Origin of the sequence: Pseudotabrizicola sp. L79 (assembly GCF_036553525.1) — a bacterium.
Lineage (GTDB): Bacteria > Pseudomonadota > Alphaproteobacteria > Rhodobacterales > Rhodobacteraceae > Pseudotabrizicola.
Map to the genome: position 1 here is coordinate 1 of NZ_JAZHDA010000033.1, position 16,950 is coordinate 16,950.

Here is a 16,950-nt window from a genome sequence, read left to right on the forward strand (position 1 = left end):
ACCGATGCGGCGGGTGTCGACCGCTACGGCTGCGAGATCATCGCCGAGAAGGTCGACTTCCTCAGCCGCCCGAAGACGGCCGAGGGCGAGGGCCCCGAACTGGTCGACAACAACGACGAGGTCGGCTTCTGAAGCCGACCATCTCCTACCCGGCGGGGAAACCCGCCGGGATGACTTTCTGGTCAATTTGCGTTAGCGTGTTTTAATGTTCGCGCGTCCATCACTCTCCGAAATTCACTGTGTGCTTGCGGCACATGGTGCCCTTATCGTGCATTTTTCTGGGACGCCGAAAGGAGCTGGTTCGAACTTCGAGTATCCGTTCCCATCCGATCTCCAGGAAGTGATTGCGTGCCGATCCCAGACTGGCCTTTCCTGTTCGACGGTTATGCCAGGCGACGAGTTCGCGGACCTTTGTAGGGCCAATGCGACGGGATGCATCGGTGTGATACTTAGGCTGCGGACGCCCTGTTCTGTGCTGGACGCGCGCGCCTCTGACTGCGGGACGTACATGGAGGATGGTGTTCGCAAAGTTTCCCACCCGCGCGATATGACGGCATCTGATTTCTCAGCGACAATTTCTGGTCGCGCCAACGGGAACTACAACGAATGGGTTATTGCTGACTTTCAAGTGATCGGCCTGTTTGCAGCGGAGCCATATCGCGTGTCAGCAGAAGTTACGATCGACTATCCGGATGACATGCCGGATTGGATGCGTACCATCGACACCACGTTAGGCTTTGAGTATAAATCGCTTGATGATATTCAGAAGCTGTTCCCCGAGCTTCAAATATACTCCTTCTCAAACAGTGGGCTGGTTCAGCGCGTCGGCTCAGCCTGGATAACGGTCGCGCACGCGACTCTGTATCCCTGAACTGAAGCCAATGCCACGTCCAACTTTCCTTAGGTGGCTGGCATGCGGCGCCAATCTAAGCCGCTCTCGATGAGTATATCCAAGACATTCCAGCAGGTTACTAGAACACGTCCGACCTAGAGAGCCCGGCCCGATTGATGCGTTGCCCTGTGCGCGATGGGCGCTTGCGATGTAGAAAGTCAGAGGAGGACTGGTAGTCCAGTGATGGGTTTAGGGTTCGGGAGAGTGGCTCCAGACGCCCGTCGCGGGAGATAGCCGATGGGCGTTGTGGAAGTTCTGGATCCGGTCGCACCGGCGCGGGCTGGTGGCTGGAAAGTGGATGTCAGCCGGGGCGAGCGGAACGGGCGGGTGTCGTCCGAATGGTTCAACCGGCCGGACGACGAGCGGTATCTGTCGCTGGATGATCTTTGGGCCTCGGTGAAGGGCCGGTCCGAACGCAGCCGGTCCCGGGTCGTCGCGACGGCCGATATTCGTGTGGAGGCCGCGCGCGACAGCGCAGAGCGGCTGCACCTGGTCCTGCCGAAGGCCCATGAACCTGTGGCGCCCACACATTGGGCCTTCGGTCAGCTCGCCAGCATCGTCGGCGCGCCGGCCTCCTACCTGCGGCAGTTGCCTGCGCGGCTTGCAGGGATCAACCTGCAATATGGACTCTCTAATCACCGCGCCGAGCAGGTCAAGACCTTCGAGACCGAAGATGGCCGCACGGAACTGCGCGCCGTGACTGGCCCCGATTATGGCCGCATCCACGACCATGAGCTGGTCGGGGCGGTGCAGCGCATCGCGGGCAACGGCACGGGTGATACGCGCTGGAAGGTGCCGGGTGTGCTCGACTGGTCGACCGGTGTCTACAACCCCGATGTCGAGATCAGCCGCGACACGACGACGCTCTATGCCTCGGATCGAGATGTCTTCCTGTTCCTCGTCGATGATCACAACCCGATCGATGCGGGCCGCCTGCCGGATGGCTCCCCCGATCTCTACTTCCGGGGCTTTTATTGCTGGAACTCCGAGGTAGGCGCCAAGACCCTCGGCATGGCAAGCTTCTACCTGCGCGCCGTCTGCCAGAACCGCAATCTCTGGGGCGTCGAGGATTTCCAGGAAATCACTATCCGACATTCGAAACATGCCGCCTCGCGCTTCGCGCAGGAGGCGGCACCGGCCCTGACGCGCTTCGCCAATTCCTCGCCTCAGGGCTTTGTGAATGGCATCAAAGCGGCGCGGCAGCAGATCGTCGCGCGCAGCGATGAGGACCGCGACGACTTTCTGCGGAAGCGCGGCTTTTCCAAAGCCGAGTCCGGCAAAATCATCGAAAAGGTGCTGATGGAGGAGGGCCGCCCGCCCGAGAGCATCTTCGATTTCGTGCAGGGCATCACCCGGCTTGCGCGCGACAAGACCCAGCAGGATGCCCGCCTCGATATGGAAGGACGCGCCAAGAAGCTCCTCGACCGGGTCGGCTGAGGTAGGCCCCGACACAGCGACCGTCTGCATCCGCGGCGGTCGAACTTTCCCATTCCACAAATACGCCACTGGCCCCGCCCCGAGAGGGCAGGGGGCTTCAGCGCGTGCAATTCAGCGAGACCCCCATGACCCCCCAAGAAGAAACCGTCATCCTCGAGGCGCGAGACATCCTCGGCCGCTACCTTAGCCAGAACCCCGTCTTGGGCAGTTGGCAGGCAGTTTTGGACTATTGCGCCGTGGCCGTTCGCGGACCGGTCGAGCAGTTCCACGTCCTCTACCTCGACCGCAAGAACCGCGTCATCACGGACGCGCTCATGTCGGTGGGCACGGTCGACCACGTTCCGGTCTACCCGCGTGAGGTGATCAAGCAGGCGCTGATGCTGAATGCCAGCGCCCTGATCCTGATCCACAATCACCCGTCAGGCGATCCGACACCGTCGGAGGCCGATCTCAGCATGACCAAGGAGATCCAGAAAGGCTGCAAGTATCTCGGCCTGACGCTGCACGATCACATCATCGTCGGCGCAGGGACCGAGCTGAGCTTGCGGGGTCTGGGCAAGATCTGACCCACCTCGGACCTATCCCTGCCGCCCCTTCGAGGAAGAGGGCGGCAGTTTGGTCTTTGACGGTCGAGGCGGGGAGAGCGGCTTCCCGCGCCGTCGGAGATCATCCCATGTTCGACCTCTCTCTCCCGGTTCAGCCGACTTCGCGCACCCATGGCTTCACGCATGGCCTGCAGAATGCTGTGACGGATCCGAGCCTCCCCTTTGCGTTGACGCTGTCGCGCCAGACCCTCGCTGGTTCGATGTCCGGCGAGAACGCCCCCGCTGTCCTTGATCGTTTCCCGACATTGGCCGAGGCCATGCGCGGGGCAATTCGCCATGCCGAAGAGTTCGCGCCGGATGCGGCCCCGCAGCTTCTGGCGATCCTCGACCGAGATGACCGTCTGGTTCTCGCAGGTGCGGCCTGTGATGGCGCCGTCGCGTGGTGCCATCCAGTGATGAGCGCTGCCGAAGCGCGTGCCGTCGTCAATGAGGCGAGCCAGCTACGCGCGCAGGCCGGCCGCGCAGCGGACTGGAGCGAGACCGATCTGGTGCAGCGCCTGCGTCACCACGCCGATCTTCTTGATGCCCGCCTCGTCGATCCACTGTGGCGCGCCTTCGCCGCGCGGGCGCTGCAGATCGCGGCGTGACGTCCCAGAGACAGAGGGGGGCAGGGGGGGTCTTGCGAGCTTTGCCGGGTGAAAGAGATCGCCCGGCTGGCTCCGACCCTTCCCCCATTTCCGGAGAATTCCATGACACAAGCTGAACCCACCCTCCCGGCGCCGATGCCGCCGTCCGTGGTCGACTTCGCGTCGGTGTTTGCGGCCCATCTAAAGCAGGCCGACCGCGAGGCCGAACTGCGCCCTGCCAACAAGGAGCGCCTGTTTGATGCGCTGTCCACCGCTGGCATCACCCATGTCACCGTGACCTTTGATGGCGAGGGTGACAGTGGCCAGATCGAAAGCATCTCCGCTTGGGCGGGTGACGCCGCAGTGGAGATTCCCTCCGTCGAAATTCCCTACGCCGCGATCACATGGGACAACCCGGTTGTCGAGATGCGGCAACTGTCGCTTGCCGATGTCGTCGAATAACTTGCTTATGATTTGCTCGCCGACACTCACGGCGGCTGGGAGAACAACGACGGCGCTTATGGCGAGTTCTGCTTCGACGCCTCTGCCCGCTGCATCCATCTCGAGTTTAACGAACGGTTCACGTCGTCCGAACTCTACACCCATGATTTCTGAGGGGGCGGCGATGGCACATCCGTATCATCATGCCCTGTCTTCGGTGAAGAAGTGGGGCGGCACCGTTGACGACTACCAGGCCATCCACGCTTGGTATGACAGCTCGAAAGCCCATTCTGCGGACTTTCGCCACCGAGCCATGTTTCACCATGCGGCGGGAATTTGGCTTTCCGAGACCGTCTTCGGGCCGACGATCACGCTGTCGACCGGCAGGATCATTCCGACCCGATGGGTGGGCGAGCAACATGTCCGCGAGGATCTTGGCTTCATTCCGAGCTTCACCGACTGGGTCAAGGCGATCCGGCCAGAACCTTGGATGGGCCGCACCGAGAAGATCAAGGCGCTTGTCGATCCGCATCTGGCGCCGCCGGACCTGGAGGTCCGCTGACATGAGCCGGGCTTACCTTAATCTCGGCGTCTCGCCTGGGATCACGCCGCTCGCGATGCTGCGCATTGCCATCTCTCGCCTGCATCCCGACACGCTGGCCGTCCGCAGCTGGCGCGTGGCGCGTAAGCGCTATTACCGCGAGCTCTTGCAGGCCCATGCTGAGGCTAAAGCCCGGGCGCACGTCGCCTGCGAGTGATCCGCGGTGCTGCAACTGATCATCCAAGTTCCAACCTGCCCGGCCTCCTGGCCGGGCATTCTCATTTCTGGAGGCACCATGGCCGACTATTTCACCCACTTTTCCTGCGTTCTTGACGTGGGTTCCCCCGAAAAAGCTATCGCGGCGCTCGATCTTCTGACCCGCCTGCATCTCGACGAGGAAGGATCGGATGATCCGGAATACTCGGGCTTTGCGATGTCGCAGCAGGATGGTCCCGGCGGTTCGATCCTCTGGTTCCATGACGATGAAGGGGAAGGAGATATCGAAGGCGTCATACGCTTCGTGCTGCGACTGGCTGACGAACTCGACCTGACTGGCCTCTGTGGTTTCGAAGTCGCGTACACCTGTTCCCGGCCCCGATTGGACGCCTTTGGCGGTGGCGCGCATGTCATCGATCTCGGTGCGCGGAAATCCATCGGCTGGACCAGCACCCATGAATGGCTTGAGGCCGCGCTGCGTGGGGAGGACTTCGATGCCTGAGGTGATCTGCACCACGGTCTATCAGTTCCCGGAACTGTCCGATGCCGCCAAGGAAAAGGCTCGCAGTTGGTATCGCGAACTCGGTCCCCATGACGATTGGTGGGACGCGGTCTACGAGGACTTCGAGCGTATCTGCGACATCCTCGCGGTCAGCCTCAAGACCCGCCCGGTTCGGCTGATGGGTGGTGGCACCCGCGAAAAGCCCTGCCTCTGGTTTTCGGGATTCTGGAGTCAAGGGGACGGGGCGTGCTTCGAGGGATATCTCAGCCACGTCAAGGGCGCGACAACGAGCATCCGGGACTATGCCCCGCAGGACGAGACCTTGCATGGCATCGCAGACAGGCTGCAGGCGATCCAACGGCGGAACTTCTATCAGCTTGCCGCCGAGGCCAGCCACCGAGGTCGCTACTACCACGAATTCACCATGTCCGTGGAAGTCACTCGCGACAGCCAGACTGGCCAACCACCGACCGACGATGCTGAGGAGGTCGTAACAGAAATCTTCCGCGATCTGGCCCGCTGGCTCTACCGCCAGCTTCAGGCCGAATATGACCATCTCACCTCGAATGAGGCTATCGAGGAGGGGATCGTGATCAATGAGTACACCTTCACCGACACCGGACGGCGGTTCGGGTGATATCAGTTCTTGAAGGATTTCGGCACATGATGCAAAAACGCAGAACAGGCAGGGAGAGTATCAACATGTTGGGGACTTCCCTCGAGCTTTTCGCAGGGGCTGGTGGCCTTGGAATAGGGCTCTCCGCTGCTGGCTTCAAACCCCGAGCCGTGGTTGAGTTCAACAAGTGGTGCTGTGACACGCTCCGCCAGAACCATTCGACGCTGTCAAAAGACGGAGGAGATTGGAACGTCATCGAGGGCGATGTCCGAAAGGTCGATTTCACCATCTATGAGGGCAGAGTCGATCTCATCTCTGGCGGACCACCGTGCCAGCCGTTCTCTCTCGGTGGGCGACACCGTGCCTATGACGATGCTCGGGATATGTTCCCCCAGGCCGTCCGCGCTGTCAGGGAAGCCCGGCCACGAGCCTTCATCTTCGAGAACGTTAAGGGTCTCACCCGCGCAAGTTTTCACGACTATTTCTCCTACGTCCAGCTTCAGCTCGAACATCCAGAGTTGATCGCCCAGTCTGAGGAAGCATGGCAGGATCATCTTCGCAGGCTGCAACAGCACCACACCTCAAAGTCCCGGCCGGGGCTTCACTACAAGGTTGTGACTAAGCTTTTGAACGCTGCCAATTTTGGTGTTCCGCAGAGGCGGGAGCGGGTGGTATTCGTTGGGTTTCGCGACGATGTTGACGCGCGTTGGGCCCCTGAGAGCGGCGGCCACACACAGGAAAGCCTGATCTGGGACCAAGTCTTTGGCGACTACTGGGATCGCCACAGGGTCGCAAAGTCTGATCGTGTCCTTGAAGGGCGTTCGCAGGCAACTGCGAGGCGGCTGTCCAGAGACGAGAAGCCCATCGCGAAGCCGTGGCGCACAACGCGCGACGCCATTGCGGACCTGCCGGATCCAACTGGAAGACATGCGTCTGGAATCCATGATCATCGCTTCCAGCCGGGTGCCAAGGCTTATCCCGGCCACACCGGCAGCTACATTGACGAGCCGGCCAAGACCTTGAAAGCTGGAGTGCATGGTGTTCCTGGCGGCGAAAATATGGTGCGTCTGCCCAATGGTGCTGTGAGGTATTTCACCGTCAGGGAGAGCTGCCGGATCCAGACCTTCCCCGATGACTATCGCCTTCATGGGGCTTGGACGGAATGCATGCGCCAGCTTGGCAATGCAGTGCCGGTTGAGTTGGCGCGGCAAGTTGGTGTCAGCGTTATGGAAAAACTGAAAGCGACGGCCTGATGGCAAAACGTCAGGAGCTCGATAAGGCGGAGCAGACTGCCCAGAAGATCGAGGAGCTTCGGCAAGCCGTTCTCCAAGGCGGGATCACTGCTGTCACTCGAGGAAAACTCCTGACATCGATTTCGCTGATGAAGGACAGCCTTGATGCGCTCAGCCGCGAAATCGATCCTGTGCGCATGCCGGATTCCTTCTTCGATCCGACCGAGCCCAGATTGATTGGGCATTTCGTCGCGTTGGCGCTCATTGCGCAGGAACGGCAAGCCCTGAAGGACTTGACCAAATTCTATGGCGCCGGCGTTTACGCGATCTATTACACTGGCGATGCAGACCTATACGCTCCCATTTCTCGCACAGAAACGCCAATCTATGTCGGCAAGGCGGACCCGAACGCGAACGCGAAGTCCTTGATTGAGCAAGGTACAAAACTTGCTGATCGACTGAATGAGCATCGCAAGAGCATCACCAAGGCAAGCACCACCCTTGATATCTCCGACTTTGAGTGCCGTGCATTGGCCGTTCAGAGCGGATACCAAGCAGCGGCCGAAAGTCACCTGATCAGGTTGTTCAAGCCTATCTGGAACAACGAGACGCGGATTCTGTTTGGTATCGGCAAGCATGGCGACAGCGCGGAAACTCGCGCAAACAACAAGTCTCCTTGGGACACGCTGCACCCCGGCCGGAAATGGGCTGAAGCAAACACTGAGGCAAAGACCGCCGATGACATTCGGTCTGAAGTCGCCAAGCACTTCACTGAAGCTACGATCTTCAAGCGGACGGAAGATGTCTTTGCTGCATTTGCCGCCGGTATCAGGCGCGCTGATCAACTCGGGGCAGACCCAGAGGATGAAGTCCTAAGCGAAGACTAGTCCTCGCTCACCGGTTGCCATCGATCCATTTCGACATGAGCCCCTTGTCGCGGAAGCATTCGTCAGGAACCGCGCGACGCTTGATGCGGGCGAGGCGTTCGGCAAAGGCGACCTGCTTGGACGACGGCAGACGATCCAATTCAGAGACTGGCTTCAGGTTTGCCTGAGCCTCGATCCAGGCGCTGAGGGTGCGTCGGTCCTGTTGAACCTCCCAAGGCAGAAGTGTCTGGTTCCGCAATGCCAGTGAGCGCGCATAAGCGATCTGCTTCGGCGTGGAGGGCAGGGCAAAGGTGGTGCTTTCCATCGGGTATCTCCCTTGGCTCGTCACTCTGAATATAGAACATAACAAGAACAAATTCAACTCTGCCGCAGCCGGAGAGATCGAGGGAGGCGGAATTCGGGTGGGCACCTCCCGGCGTGCCGCTGTGACCGGGCCTTGGTCCTGCGGACGGGAGCCAGCCTTGGCCGTCTCCCCCCATGCGGGCAACAGTCCCTGGCGCAAGAAGGGGAATGGGAGGGAGAGGGCTGCCGGAAGGGGTCGGGTTCCGGCGGGTGAGAGAGAGCGTCGCGCGGGACTGACCCCTCCGGCTCTCTTGAGGTTTCCCTGATGAACGATCTTTCCGCTGTGACCTTGGCGCCTGCGCCGACTGCCGTGCCGTCCCCGTCTACGACGCCTTCCCGCATCCTTGCCGTCGCCGAAGCGCTGCAGCCCGATCTGGCGCAGGGCTTCCAGATCGACGCGCTGCGCTTGCGGCTGGAGATGGAGCGCGCCTTTGGCGGTTCCGATGCGGACGGCAGCTGGGACTGGAAGCTCGCCTATGAGGCGGGTGAGGTGGCATTGGTCCTCTTCCTGCGGAAATTCGGCCGTGCCCTCCTGGCCCGAGCGGGCTCGCCGGGAGCCTTGCTGCCGATCCTCGCCAAAGTCGCGGGGCTTCTGCCCACGCACACCCGACGGTCGGAGGAGATGGAGCGCTTCCAGCAATTTTCGACACCCTTGCCCATGGGGCTCGCGGCTCTGGCGGCAGGGCAGGTCACGCCGCGTGATTTGGTCCTGGAACCTTCGGCCGGGACCGGACTTCTGGCAATCCTGGCGGAGATCGCGGGCGGCAGCCTTGCGCTGAACGAATTGGCCGACTCCCGCGCCGATCTTCTGCGGCTCTTGTTTCCGGGTCGCTCCGTCACCCGTTTTGACGCCGCGCAGATCGACGACCATCTCGACGCTACGCTGTGCCCGAGCGTCATCCTGATGAACCCGCCATTTTCGGCCATGGCCAACGTCGACGGTCGGACGACCGAGGCGACGGCGCGGCATCTGCGCTCCGCGCTCGCACGCCTTGCCCCGGGCGGGCGGCTGGTCGCCATCACCGGCACCAATTTCGCGCCGGATGCACCTGCCTGGGCGGAAACCTTCAGCCGTTTGACCGAGCCTGCACATCTAGTTTTCACCGGGGCTGTATCGGGCGGTGCTTTCGCCAAGCACGGCACAAGCTTCGAGACGCGGATTTCGGTCTTTGACAAATGCCGTGGTGGCGAGCAGGGCGGCATTACAGCCGACCTCGCCAAACCAATGTCGCCCGATGTGGCGCATCTGTTGGCCCGGATCACCGCCGAAATTCCGCCGCGCCTCGAACCCAAGCGCGAGGTCGCGACCGAGCAGGGCCGCTCTTCTGCCTTCTCGAGAAATCCTGCCCGCGCCGCAAAGGCCACCGTCAACAAATCTCGGGCCCCCGCCTCTGCCTCGCCTTTCGGCGCGATCACGCCCGTCGACGCCGAAGATCTCGACTATATCCTGCGCGAGGTGACCGAAGACGACAGCGCTGCGCGTCTGTCGGATGCGATTTATGAAACCTTCCGGCTGCAGGCCATCGACATCCCCGGCGCGGCACCGCATCCGACCAAGCTTGTGCAATCGGCGGCCATGGCCTCGGTTGCTCCCCCGAAACCGAGCTACCGCCCGAAACTTCCCGCCGCCGTATTGCGGGACGGTCTCCTGTCAGATGCCCAACTCGAAACCATGATCTATGCTGGCGAAGCGCATGGCGCGCATCTCGCGGGGTCGTGGTGCGTGGATGAGACCGGCGACATGGTTTCCGCCGCGCCCGAGGATGCTGGCGATAGCGTCCGGTTCCGCCGGGGCTTTTTCCTCGGCGATGGCACCGGGGCGGGCAAGGGCCGCCAGTCTGCGGGGATCCTGCTCGACAACTGGTGCCACGGCCGCCGCAAGGCGCTCTGGATCTCGAAGAGCGACAAGTTGCTGGAAGACGCGCAGCGTGACTGGTCGGCCCTCGGCCAGGAGCGCCTGCTCGTCACGCCACTTTCTCGCTTTGCGCAAGGCTGCGACATTCCACTGACCGAGGGTATCCTGTTCACCACCTACGCCACGCTGCGCTCGGAAGAACGGGGTGCCAAGAAGTCCCGAGTCGACCAAATCGTCGACTGGCTCGGGGCCGATTTCGACGGGGTGATCCTGTTTGATGAAAGCCATGCGATGGCGAATGCCGCTGGCTCCAAAGGCGAGCGCGGTGATACCGAGGCCTCGCAGCAGGGCAGGGCGGGCCTGCGGCTCCAGCACAAGCTGCCCAATGCCCGTGTGGTCTATGTTTCTGCCACGGGTGCGACGACGGTCCACAACTTGGCTTACGCGCAGAGGCTCGGACTTTGGGGCGGCGAGGATTTTCCCTTCGCGACGCGGGCGGAATTCGTGCAAGCCATCGAAGCTGGCGGCGTCGCCGCGATGGAAGTCCTCGCACGCGACCTGCGCTCGCTCGGTCTCTACACTGCCCGGTCGCTTTCCTATGACGGCGTCGAATACGAGATGCTCGAGCATGCGCTGACGCCTGAACAACGCGGCATCTACGATGCCTATGCCGGGGCCTTCGCCATCATCCACAACAACCTGGCTGCGGCGATGGAGGCTGCCAACATCACGGGTGAGAACGGTACTCTGAACCGGCAGGCGAAATCCGCCGCACGTTCCGCCTTCGAGTCTGCCAAGCAGCGCTTCTTCGGCCATTTGCTCACCTCGATGAAAACCCCGACGCTGATCGCCGCCATCGAGGCCGATCTGGCGGCGGGCCACGCGGCCGTCATCCAGATCGTCTCGACCGGCGAAGCGCTGATGGAACGCCGCCTGTCGGTGATCCCAACCGACGAATGGAACGACATTCGGGTCGACATCACCCCGCGGGAATATGTCCTCGATTACCTCGCCCATTCCTTCCCGGTGCAGCTCTACGAGCCCTTCACCGACAGCGAGGGCAATCTGTCTTCGCGGCCCGTTGTGCGTGACGGCCAACCAGTCGAATGCCGCGAGGCTGTCCGCAGGCGGGACGCGCTGGTCGAGAAGCTGGCCTCTTTGCCGCCCGTGCCGGGCGCACTCGACCAGATCGTTCAGCGCTTCGGCACCGACCTCGTGGCCGAGGTCACCGGCCGGTCGCGCCGCATTGTACGCAAGGGCGAGAGTCATGACGCGCGGCTCGTCGTGGAAAGCAGGGCCGGCTCGGCCAACCTCGCCGAGACTGCCGCCTTCATGGATGATCAGAAGCGTATCCTAATCTTCTCCGATGCGGGCGGCACGGGGCGCAGCTATCACGCTGATCTTGGAGCCAAGAACCAGCGCCTGCGGGTCCATTACCTCCTCGAACCCGGCTGGAAGGCCGACGCCGCCATCCAAGGTCTCGGCCGCACCAACCGTACCAACCAGGCGCAACCGCCGCTGTTCCGGCCGGTGGCCACCGATGTGAAGGCGGAAAAGCGGTTCCTGTCGACCATCGCGCGCCGCCTCGACACGCTCGGGGCCATCACACGCGGTCAGCGCCAGACCGGAGGGCAGGGGCTGTTCCGCCCCGAGGACAACCTCGAGTCGCCATATGCCCGCGACGCCTTGCGCCAACTCTACCGCCGGATCTATCGCGGCGATGTGGCGGGGTGCTCGCTCGGTGCCTTTGAAGACGCGACCGGTCTCAGCCTGACCGATGACAATGGGCTCAAAGACGAGCTGCCACCGATCACTACCTTCCTCAATCGCCTGCTAGCGCTGACAATTGACATGCAGGCTGTGCTCTTCTCGGCCTTCGAGGACTTGCTTGACCAGCGCATCGAGGGGGCCATCGCTGCCGGAGTCTATGACCTTGGGCTCGAGACGCTGCGTGCCGAGAGTTTCCGAGTCACGGACGCCCGGGTGATCTACACCCATCCCGGCTCCGGCGCAGAAACCCAGCTTCTGACCATCGCGGAAAAGCGCCGCAATGCCCCGTCCTCGCTGGCCGATGCGCTCGACTGGCTCGACGACCCGAAGGCACGCCTGCTGGTCAACAGCCGCTCGGGGCGCGCTGCAATGCAAGTGCCCGCCACCAGCCTGATGCTGGACGACGGCACCATCGAACCCCGCCTGCGCCTGATCCGTCCGACTGAGGCCAGCACGCTGCCTGCCAAGATCATGGAGGACACCCACTGGCTTGAGGCGGACCGCGCGACCTTTGCCGCAGCTTGGACGGCGGAACTGGCCGAGGTGCCGGAGTTCTCGGAAGCCACGCTGCATATCGTGGCGGGCCTTCTTCTGCCGATCTGGAAGCAGCTCCCGCAGGACGAAACCCGCGTCTACCGGCTGCAGACCGATGACGGCCAACGCATCATTGGCCGCCGTGTTTCGCCCACTTGGGTTGCGACCACGCTTGCAGCCGACGCGCCGAAGCTGATGGCCGCTGAGATCCATTCCCTCGTTCTGGAGGGCAAGACCGTCGTGCGTCTGGCCGAGGGGATGGAATTGCACCGGTCCCGCGTCATGGGCGTGAACCGCATCGAGCTTTCGGGCTTCACTGAGGCGCAGAAGGATCGCCTCAAAGCGGACGGGTTCTTTTCGGAGATCATCGCCTGGAAACTCAGGCTCTTCTGCCCGACCGATTCTTTCGGGATCGCGGTGCTTGAGCGGCTGCTTGCGCGGTTTGCGGTCTCTGGTCTACATGCACGCAATGGTTGAATTGTGTGATCATGTCATTGGAAACAGAAGACCTCTTGCGTGAGCTTTCGTCCCGTGCCGAAAGCGTTTGTCGTCATTACCTTCCCGCCGGGCGGCGGGAAGGGTCCTACTGGATCGTGGGCGATCTGCAGAACAATCCCGGTCGGTCGCTGTTTGTGCGTCTGACCGGCCCTTCATCCGGGCCAGGCGCAGCCGGCAAGTTCACTGACGGTGCCACCGGCGAACATGGTGATCTCCTCGATATCATCCGCGAACGGACGGGGATCAGTCGCTTTCCCGACCTTCTCGCCGAGGCGCGTGCGCATCTCGGTCGTCCGGCGCCGGTTCTCCCGGAAGGCCCCGCACCGAGAAAATCAAAGTCCCATGGGGGCACGCCAGAAGCAGCGGCGCGCTTGTTTGCGGCCTCGATGCCGGTCGCAGGCACGCTTGCGGAAACCTATCTCCGCTCCCGGGGCATCACCCTTGGCGGCAAGACGAGCGTCCTTCGCTTTCACCCAAAGTGCTGGCATCGGGATGAGGGCCAGACCAAGAGCATTCCCCGACCGGCGCTGATCGGTGCGGTCACCGATGGGGAAGGGGCCTTGCAGGGTGTGCATCGCACCTGGCTTGCGCCTGACGGCCGAGGCAAGGCGGCAGTTGAGGTGCAGCGGCGGGCCATGGGTCACCTTCTTGGCAATGCCGTCAGGCTGACCCCGTGTGATGACATCCTCGTTGTCGGCGAAGGCATCGAGACCATGCTCTCCGTTCGTGAGGCCGCCTCCGGCCTTCCCGTCTGGGCCGCTCTTTCCTCGGGTCACCTCGGAGCCGTCCTGCTGCCGGAGGGGTTGCGGCGCCTTTACATTGCCATCGACCGCGATCCTGCGGGGCAGCGCGCGGCGGAAAGGTTGAGCGCCAGAGCTACCGAGGTCGGTATTGCAGTACGGGTGCTCGAGCCACGGCTCGGGGACTTCAACGACGATCTTCGGGCAGACGGACCGGCGGTGCTGCGACAGCATCTGGCAAAACAGATCGGTCCCGAGGATCAGCAACGCCTGGAAATCTGAGCGTCCTCACGCAAGGGGCTGTTCAGGACAGTGGGGCAAGGGGGAACGGAACCATCGCAGGTTTGGACCGTCACCCCTTGCCTCTTCTAGGGGCAGCTCATCCACCCGTCCCCCGAGCGGCCTTCAAGAGATGGGCAGGCGGCCGTCAAAGGGGAGGACCCTTCAAGGACAGGGGGCAACTGATTTCCGCCGGCGGGGCTCGCCCCGCCTTTGCATCGCGAAGCAAATCAGCCGCCCCCCGTCCTCCTCCACATGCGTTCTGGCCCCGAAGGCGGGGTGAAGGGTCCTCCCCCGTGACGGCTTTCGCAGCCCATGAAGGCCGCGCGGGATGACGCGCGGACCAGACAGGCCCGGAGGCAAGAAGAAGATGACGTTCCAAACCCGCGACGACGCTTACGAACCCAGCCACACCGCATCCCAGACCGCCCATGCGCTTGAGGAGCTGCAGCTCTACGGCTACCGCCCCTTTGAAGACGAGCCCGATCCGCGCCCGATGCCGGATGCAGACCGCCTCCGGGGTGCCGTCGCCGATATCTTCGACGCCCTTGTCGCGAGCCTAGCCGACACCCGCATGGAACCCGACCTCGAAGAAGTGCTCTGGGGCCAGGTCAACCTCTTCCACCGCGCCACCGCCCGGATCGAACGGTCGCTCGACGACAACGAGCAGGCGCAGCGCCGCCTCCAGCGCGAGCAGGACGGCTCTGAGGTGAAATCCACCGAACTCGAGCGTCTGACGGCCGAGGGCCTGACCCTCACCGAACGGCGGAACTGCATGGACATTATGCGCGATCACGCCGCGACCGAGTTCTGGCATCACGCGGGCTCGACGTGGCGGCCGCGCACCGGCTCAAAGGTGAACCACCAGCACCTGACCGCCGCCCTGATCGACAGCCGCGACTTCCTGGCCGCCAAGCGCCGCGCCGAGACCCAGGTAATGCTGCCCGCAGGCCCCAAGGTCGCCCTCACCGGTGGGACCGACTTCAACGATCACCGCCTGATCTGGGGCAAGCTCGATCAGGTCCGGACCAAATATCCCGACATGGTCCTTCTCCACGGTGGCGGAGTGAAGGGCGCAGAACTCATCGCCGCCAAATGGGCCGAGGCCCGGGGCGTCACTCAGGTCGCCTTCAAGCCGGACTGGACCAAGCACGCCAAGGCCGCACCTTTCAAGCGCAACGACGCTATGTTGGACGTGCTCCCCGTCGGCGTCCTCGTCTTCCCGGGCAATGGCATCCAGGAAAACCTCGCCGACAAGGCCAAGAAGCTCGGCATCCCGGTGGTGAAGTTCGAGAGGGGGGCGTGAGCCCCCTCTCATTTCAGTCGGCTCAGGACGATCGGCGCTGCTACCAACGCCGGTTTTCAAGGAGCTTATCTCGCAACATCGACAGAGTTAGCGTTGTTCTGGTGTAAAACTCGCGAATAATCGCTGGAAGAATTGCGTTTATTTTCGTGTCGTCTCCGTAGAAGGATCTGCGGTTTCCACTACTGTCGAATGAGCCGGGATTCCCCTTCATGTCGGGGAACAAGATATACCGCTCTGAAATTTTCTCACCGTCCCACACCTCATAGATCCACTGATTTGGCGACAAGTGCCCATCGTGGATTATGCGCGTCCGCACACATTCAATGGTTCGAATAAATACGCAATCTTCAAAGACCGTACCTATGGCCTTGTTAATATCGATCTTCTTGCGATCTCCAAACTGAGCGTTTAGCCCACGAAGTTTCGGATATATGTCAAAGTTAACGCCCTGCCGTTCAACCTCAAGGGAAAGCTTGACTAAATAGTCCAGGACCGAGTGCATGCGCACAAAGATAATATGCAGTAGTAGTGTGGCAAATCGTGTTTCTGGACTGTCTGTTCTCCTTACTCCGTTACGTTCTTTTTTCGGAATCCCAACAAACTCGTAGGAACAGAATGACTCGTAGAAGGCCCCAGCAGTTGATATTATCTCTGATAGTCCACTTTGCACATTGCTCAAGAGAAAGGCATAATCCTGCCAGTACAAGGCTTGGTGCAATTCTCTTTTGGCGAGGCTGTTTGCAGCCAAGGCTTTTTCAAAGTCATCTTTCGAAATCTTCATTTCGGCATCGATTCCAGCATCGTAGATGAAAGGACTTTCTAAAATTCTCTTGCTGTCTTCGTATTCTTGTCGTGTATATACTGCCATTCGGATGGCTTCATGAACAGGAATGCAAATGCTGTCGGTTGCCGCAACATCATCAAGCCCAGTCATATGCCAATGTCCAACGGCATCTCTGTAGAATGCAGCTTTATTTGGGGTGAGCGGTATCGCATCTTGGGTGGTGCCGTCCACACAATAGTATTTTATCGGCTTCAAAATATTAGGCTCCTTAACCCAAAGCTCTGAAAGTGTAATACGCCACCATGGCCACCAGACACAATCCGCCTGGCCGAGACCGGTATGACCCTCGCCAGGTTGGTCGGGCGCCGCGAAGGCTCTCTCAGCCGAGGAGCTCTTTTGGATCATTGCCTGCATCGACATGGGCGGCAAACCAGCCGGGCTTACGTCCCCGGCCTGACCAATTGAGCGCCGGGTTCTCGGGATGCCGATAGATCTTCGTTGAAGGCGCCCGCTTGCGCTTCGGTTCCTCGAGTGCCGTCAGTTCGGCCAGAGTGAATCCGAGTTCCTTGGCGAGCATCTCGACCTTTTCGCGGGCTTCCGCTTTTTGCCGGGCTTCAAAGGTGGAAATCGCCTTGGCCACGGACTTCTGCAATTCCCGCAGGTCTGCGAACGACATGGCCGACAAGTTGAAATCAGGCATCTGGTGCTCCTGTTGATCCAATACACGTGGCGTACTCGTGCCGAACCCGCGTAGCAAGAGACGAGCGGGGCAAGGGGCATGTGTGGGCGTGGTGAGACCTTTTCATATTCCCGGGATGGTTCCCCCTTGGGCCTGACATCGCCGGATGAGGTCGGCTGAACTCGTCTGCTTGGGGTTCTCTCCCCTGTGGTCTGGTTGAGGCACCTC

16 protein-coding genes and 2 pseudogenes are annotated in these 16,950 nt (G+C 61.6%); 15 read left to right on the top strand and 3 right to left on the bottom strand.

Annotated features, from left to right (window positions below):
• The 12 genes and pseudogenes from V3C85_RS19425 to V3C85_RS00300 form a co-directional block, all read left to right on the top strand.
• Positions 1-132, top strand: a pseudogene (locus tag V3C85_RS19425) (single-stranded DNA-binding protein); the annotation flags it as partial.
• Positions 133-508: 376 nt separating this feature from the next.
• Entirely contained in the window at positions 509-871 is a 363-nt protein-coding gene (locus V3C85_RS00250) for a hypothetical protein (RefSeq protein WP_331792987.1), read from the top strand.
• Positions 872-1,129: 258 nt separating this feature from the next.
• Positions 1,130-2,329 carry a DUF932 domain-containing protein gene (locus V3C85_RS00255; protein ID WP_331792988.1) on the top strand — a complete coding sequence of 400 codons (1,200 nt, stop codon included), beginning with the start codon at positions 1,130-1,132 and terminating at the stop codon, positions 2,327-2,329.
• A gap of 125 nt (positions 2,330-2,454) precedes the next feature.
• Positions 2,455-2,895, top strand: a complete 441-nt coding sequence (locus tag V3C85_RS00260) for a JAB domain-containing protein (protein WP_331792989.1) — start codon at positions 2,455-2,457, stop codon at positions 2,893-2,895.
• A gap of 107 nt (positions 2,896-3,002) precedes the next feature.
• Positions 3,003-3,521, top strand: coding sequence for a DNA repair protein RadC (locus tag V3C85_RS00265; protein WP_331792990.1), 519 nt, complete (start codon positions 3,003-3,005; stop codon positions 3,519-3,521).
• A 102-nt stretch (positions 3,522-3,623) separates the two neighbouring features.
• A pseudogene (locus V3C85_RS00270) lies at positions 3,624-4,115 on the top strand (DUF6878 family protein).
• Between the two features lie 10 nt (positions 4,116-4,125).
• Positions 4,126-4,503 carry a DUF6915 family protein gene (locus tag V3C85_RS00275; RefSeq protein ID WP_331792992.1) on the top strand — a complete coding sequence of 126 codons (378 nt, stop codon included), beginning with the start codon at positions 4,126-4,128 and terminating at the stop codon, positions 4,501-4,503.
• A 1-nt stretch (position 4,504) separates the two neighbouring features.
• Complete coding sequence (locus V3C85_RS00280) at positions 4,505-4,699, top strand: hypothetical protein (protein ID WP_331792994.1); 195 nt, start codon at positions 4,505-4,507, stop codon at positions 4,697-4,699.
• Between the two features lie 78 nt (positions 4,700-4,777).
• Positions 4,778-5,200 (top strand): hypothetical protein, encoded by a 423-nt coding sequence (locus V3C85_RS00285; protein WP_331792995.1) that lies wholly within the window; start codon positions 4,778-4,780, stop codon positions 5,198-5,200.
• Entirely contained in the window at positions 5,193-5,837 is a 645-nt protein-coding gene (locus tag V3C85_RS00290; RefSeq protein ID WP_331792996.1) for an antitoxin of toxin-antitoxin stability system, read from the top strand. Before V3C85_RS00285 ends, V3C85_RS00290 begins: the two co-directional genes overlap by 8 nt.
• Before the next feature lie 26 nt (positions 5,838-5,863).
• Entirely contained in the window at positions 5,864-7,069 is a 1,206-nt protein-coding gene (locus tag V3C85_RS00295; protein WP_331792997.1) for a DNA cytosine methyltransferase, read from the top strand.
• Positions 7,069-7,935: an Eco29kI family restriction endonuclease gene (locus tag V3C85_RS00300; protein WP_331792998.1), complete on the top strand. Its 867-nt coding sequence runs from the start codon at positions 7,069-7,071 to the stop codon at positions 7,933-7,935. The genes V3C85_RS00295 and V3C85_RS00300 overlap by 1 nt, the downstream gene beginning before the upstream one ends.
• A 7-nt stretch (positions 7,936-7,942) precedes the next feature.
• Here the strand turns inward: V3C85_RS00300 and V3C85_RS00305 are convergent, their stop codons facing one another.
• On the bottom strand, positions 7,943-8,239 hold the full coding sequence (locus tag V3C85_RS00305) for a hypothetical protein (protein WP_331793000.1): 297 nt from the start codon (positions 8,237-8,239) through the stop codon (positions 7,943-7,945).
• A gap of 303 nt (positions 8,240-8,542) precedes the next feature.
• On the opposite strand from V3C85_RS00305, the gene V3C85_RS00310 reads away from it, so the two are divergent.
• The 3 genes from V3C85_RS00310 (at position 8,543) to V3C85_RS00320 (ending at position 15,259) form a co-directional block, all read left to right on the top strand.
• Positions 8,543-12,913 carry a strawberry notch-like NTP hydrolase domain-containing protein gene (locus V3C85_RS00310; protein WP_331793002.1) on the top strand — a complete coding sequence of 1,457 codons (4,371 nt, stop codon included), beginning with the start codon at positions 8,543-8,545 and terminating at the stop codon, positions 12,911-12,913.
• Positions 12,914-12,924: 11 nt separating this feature from the next.
• Positions 12,925-13,956 carry a DUF7146 domain-containing protein gene (locus tag V3C85_RS00315; protein WP_331793003.1) on the top strand — a complete coding sequence of 344 codons (1,032 nt, stop codon included), beginning with the start codon at positions 12,925-12,927 and terminating at the stop codon, positions 13,954-13,956.
• 367 nt (positions 13,957-14,323) lie between these two features.
• Positions 14,324-15,259, top strand: coding sequence for a DUF2493 domain-containing protein (locus V3C85_RS00320; protein ID WP_331793004.1), 936 nt, complete (start codon positions 14,324-14,326; stop codon positions 15,257-15,259).
• 40 nt (positions 15,260-15,299) lie between these two features.
• Here the strand turns inward: V3C85_RS00320 and V3C85_RS00325 are convergent, their stop codons facing one another.
• The gene (locus V3C85_RS00325; RefSeq protein WP_331793005.1) at positions 15,300-16,463 is read right to left on the bottom strand and encodes a hypothetical protein; all 1,164 of its coding nucleotides are present in this window, start codon (positions 16,461-16,463) and stop codon (positions 15,300-15,302) included.
• Positions 16,423-16,743, bottom strand: a complete 321-nt coding sequence (locus tag V3C85_RS00330; protein WP_331793006.1) for an H-NS histone family protein — start codon at positions 16,741-16,743, stop codon at positions 16,423-16,425. The genes V3C85_RS00325 and V3C85_RS00330 overlap by 41 nt, the downstream gene beginning before the upstream one ends.
• Positions 16,744-16,950 lie beyond the last annotated feature (207 nt).

Excerpts from the sequence above, each read along its gene's own strand:
- V3C85_RS00275 (WP_331792992.1), top strand. The coding sequence starts at position 4,126 with ATGGCACATCCGTATCATCATGCCCTGTCTTCGGTGAAGAAGTGGGGC.
- V3C85_RS00330 (WP_331793006.1), bottom strand. The coding sequence starts at position 16,743 with ATGCCTGATTTCAACTTGTCGGCCATGTCGTTCGCAGACCTGCGGGAA.
- V3C85_RS00290 (WP_331792996.1), top strand. The coding sequence starts at position 5,193 with ATGCCTGAGGTGATCTGCACCACGGTCTATCAGTTCCCGGAACTGTCC.
- V3C85_RS00320 (WP_331793004.1), top strand. The coding sequence starts at position 14,324 with ATGACGTTCCAAACCCGCGACGACGCTTACGAACCCAGCCACACCGCA.
- V3C85_RS00305 (WP_331793000.1), bottom strand. The coding sequence starts at position 8,239 with ATGGAAAGCACCACCTTTGCCCTGCCCTCCACGCCGAAGCAGATCGCT.
- V3C85_RS00300 (WP_331792998.1), top strand. The coding sequence starts at position 7,069 with ATGGCAAAACGTCAGGAGCTCGATAAGGCGGAGCAGACTGCCCAGAAG.
- V3C85_RS00260 (WP_331792989.1), top strand. The coding sequence starts at position 2,455 with ATGACCCCCCAAGAAGAAACCGTCATCCTCGAGGCGCGAGACATCCTC.
- V3C85_RS00315 (WP_331793003.1), top strand. The coding sequence starts at position 12,925 with ATGTCATTGGAAACAGAAGACCTCTTGCGTGAGCTTTCGTCCCGTGCC.
- V3C85_RS00310 (WP_331793002.1), top strand. The coding sequence starts at position 8,543 with ATGAACGATCTTTCCGCTGTGACCTTGGCGCCTGCGCCGACTGCCGTG.
- V3C85_RS00295 (WP_331792997.1), top strand. The coding sequence starts at position 5,864 with ATGATGCAAAAACGCAGAACAGGCAGGGAGAGTATCAACATGTTGGGG.
- V3C85_RS00250 (WP_331792987.1), top strand. The coding sequence starts at position 509 with ATGGAGGATGGTGTTCGCAAAGTTTCCCACCCGCGCGATATGACGGCA.
- V3C85_RS00265 (WP_331792990.1), top strand. The coding sequence starts at position 3,003 with ATGTTCGACCTCTCTCTCCCGGTTCAGCCGACTTCGCGCACCCATGGC.
- V3C85_RS00325 (WP_331793005.1), bottom strand. The coding sequence starts at position 16,463 with ATGTCGATGCAGGCAATGATCCAAAAGAGCTCCTCGGCTGAGAGAGCC.
- V3C85_RS00285 (WP_331792995.1), top strand. The coding sequence starts at position 4,778 with ATGGCCGACTATTTCACCCACTTTTCCTGCGTTCTTGACGTGGGTTCC.
- V3C85_RS00255 (WP_331792988.1), top strand. The coding sequence starts at position 1,130 with ATGGGCGTTGTGGAAGTTCTGGATCCGGTCGCACCGGCGCGGGCTGGT.
- V3C85_RS00280 (WP_331792994.1), top strand. The coding sequence starts at position 4,505 with ATGAGCCGGGCTTACCTTAATCTCGGCGTCTCGCCTGGGATCACGCCG.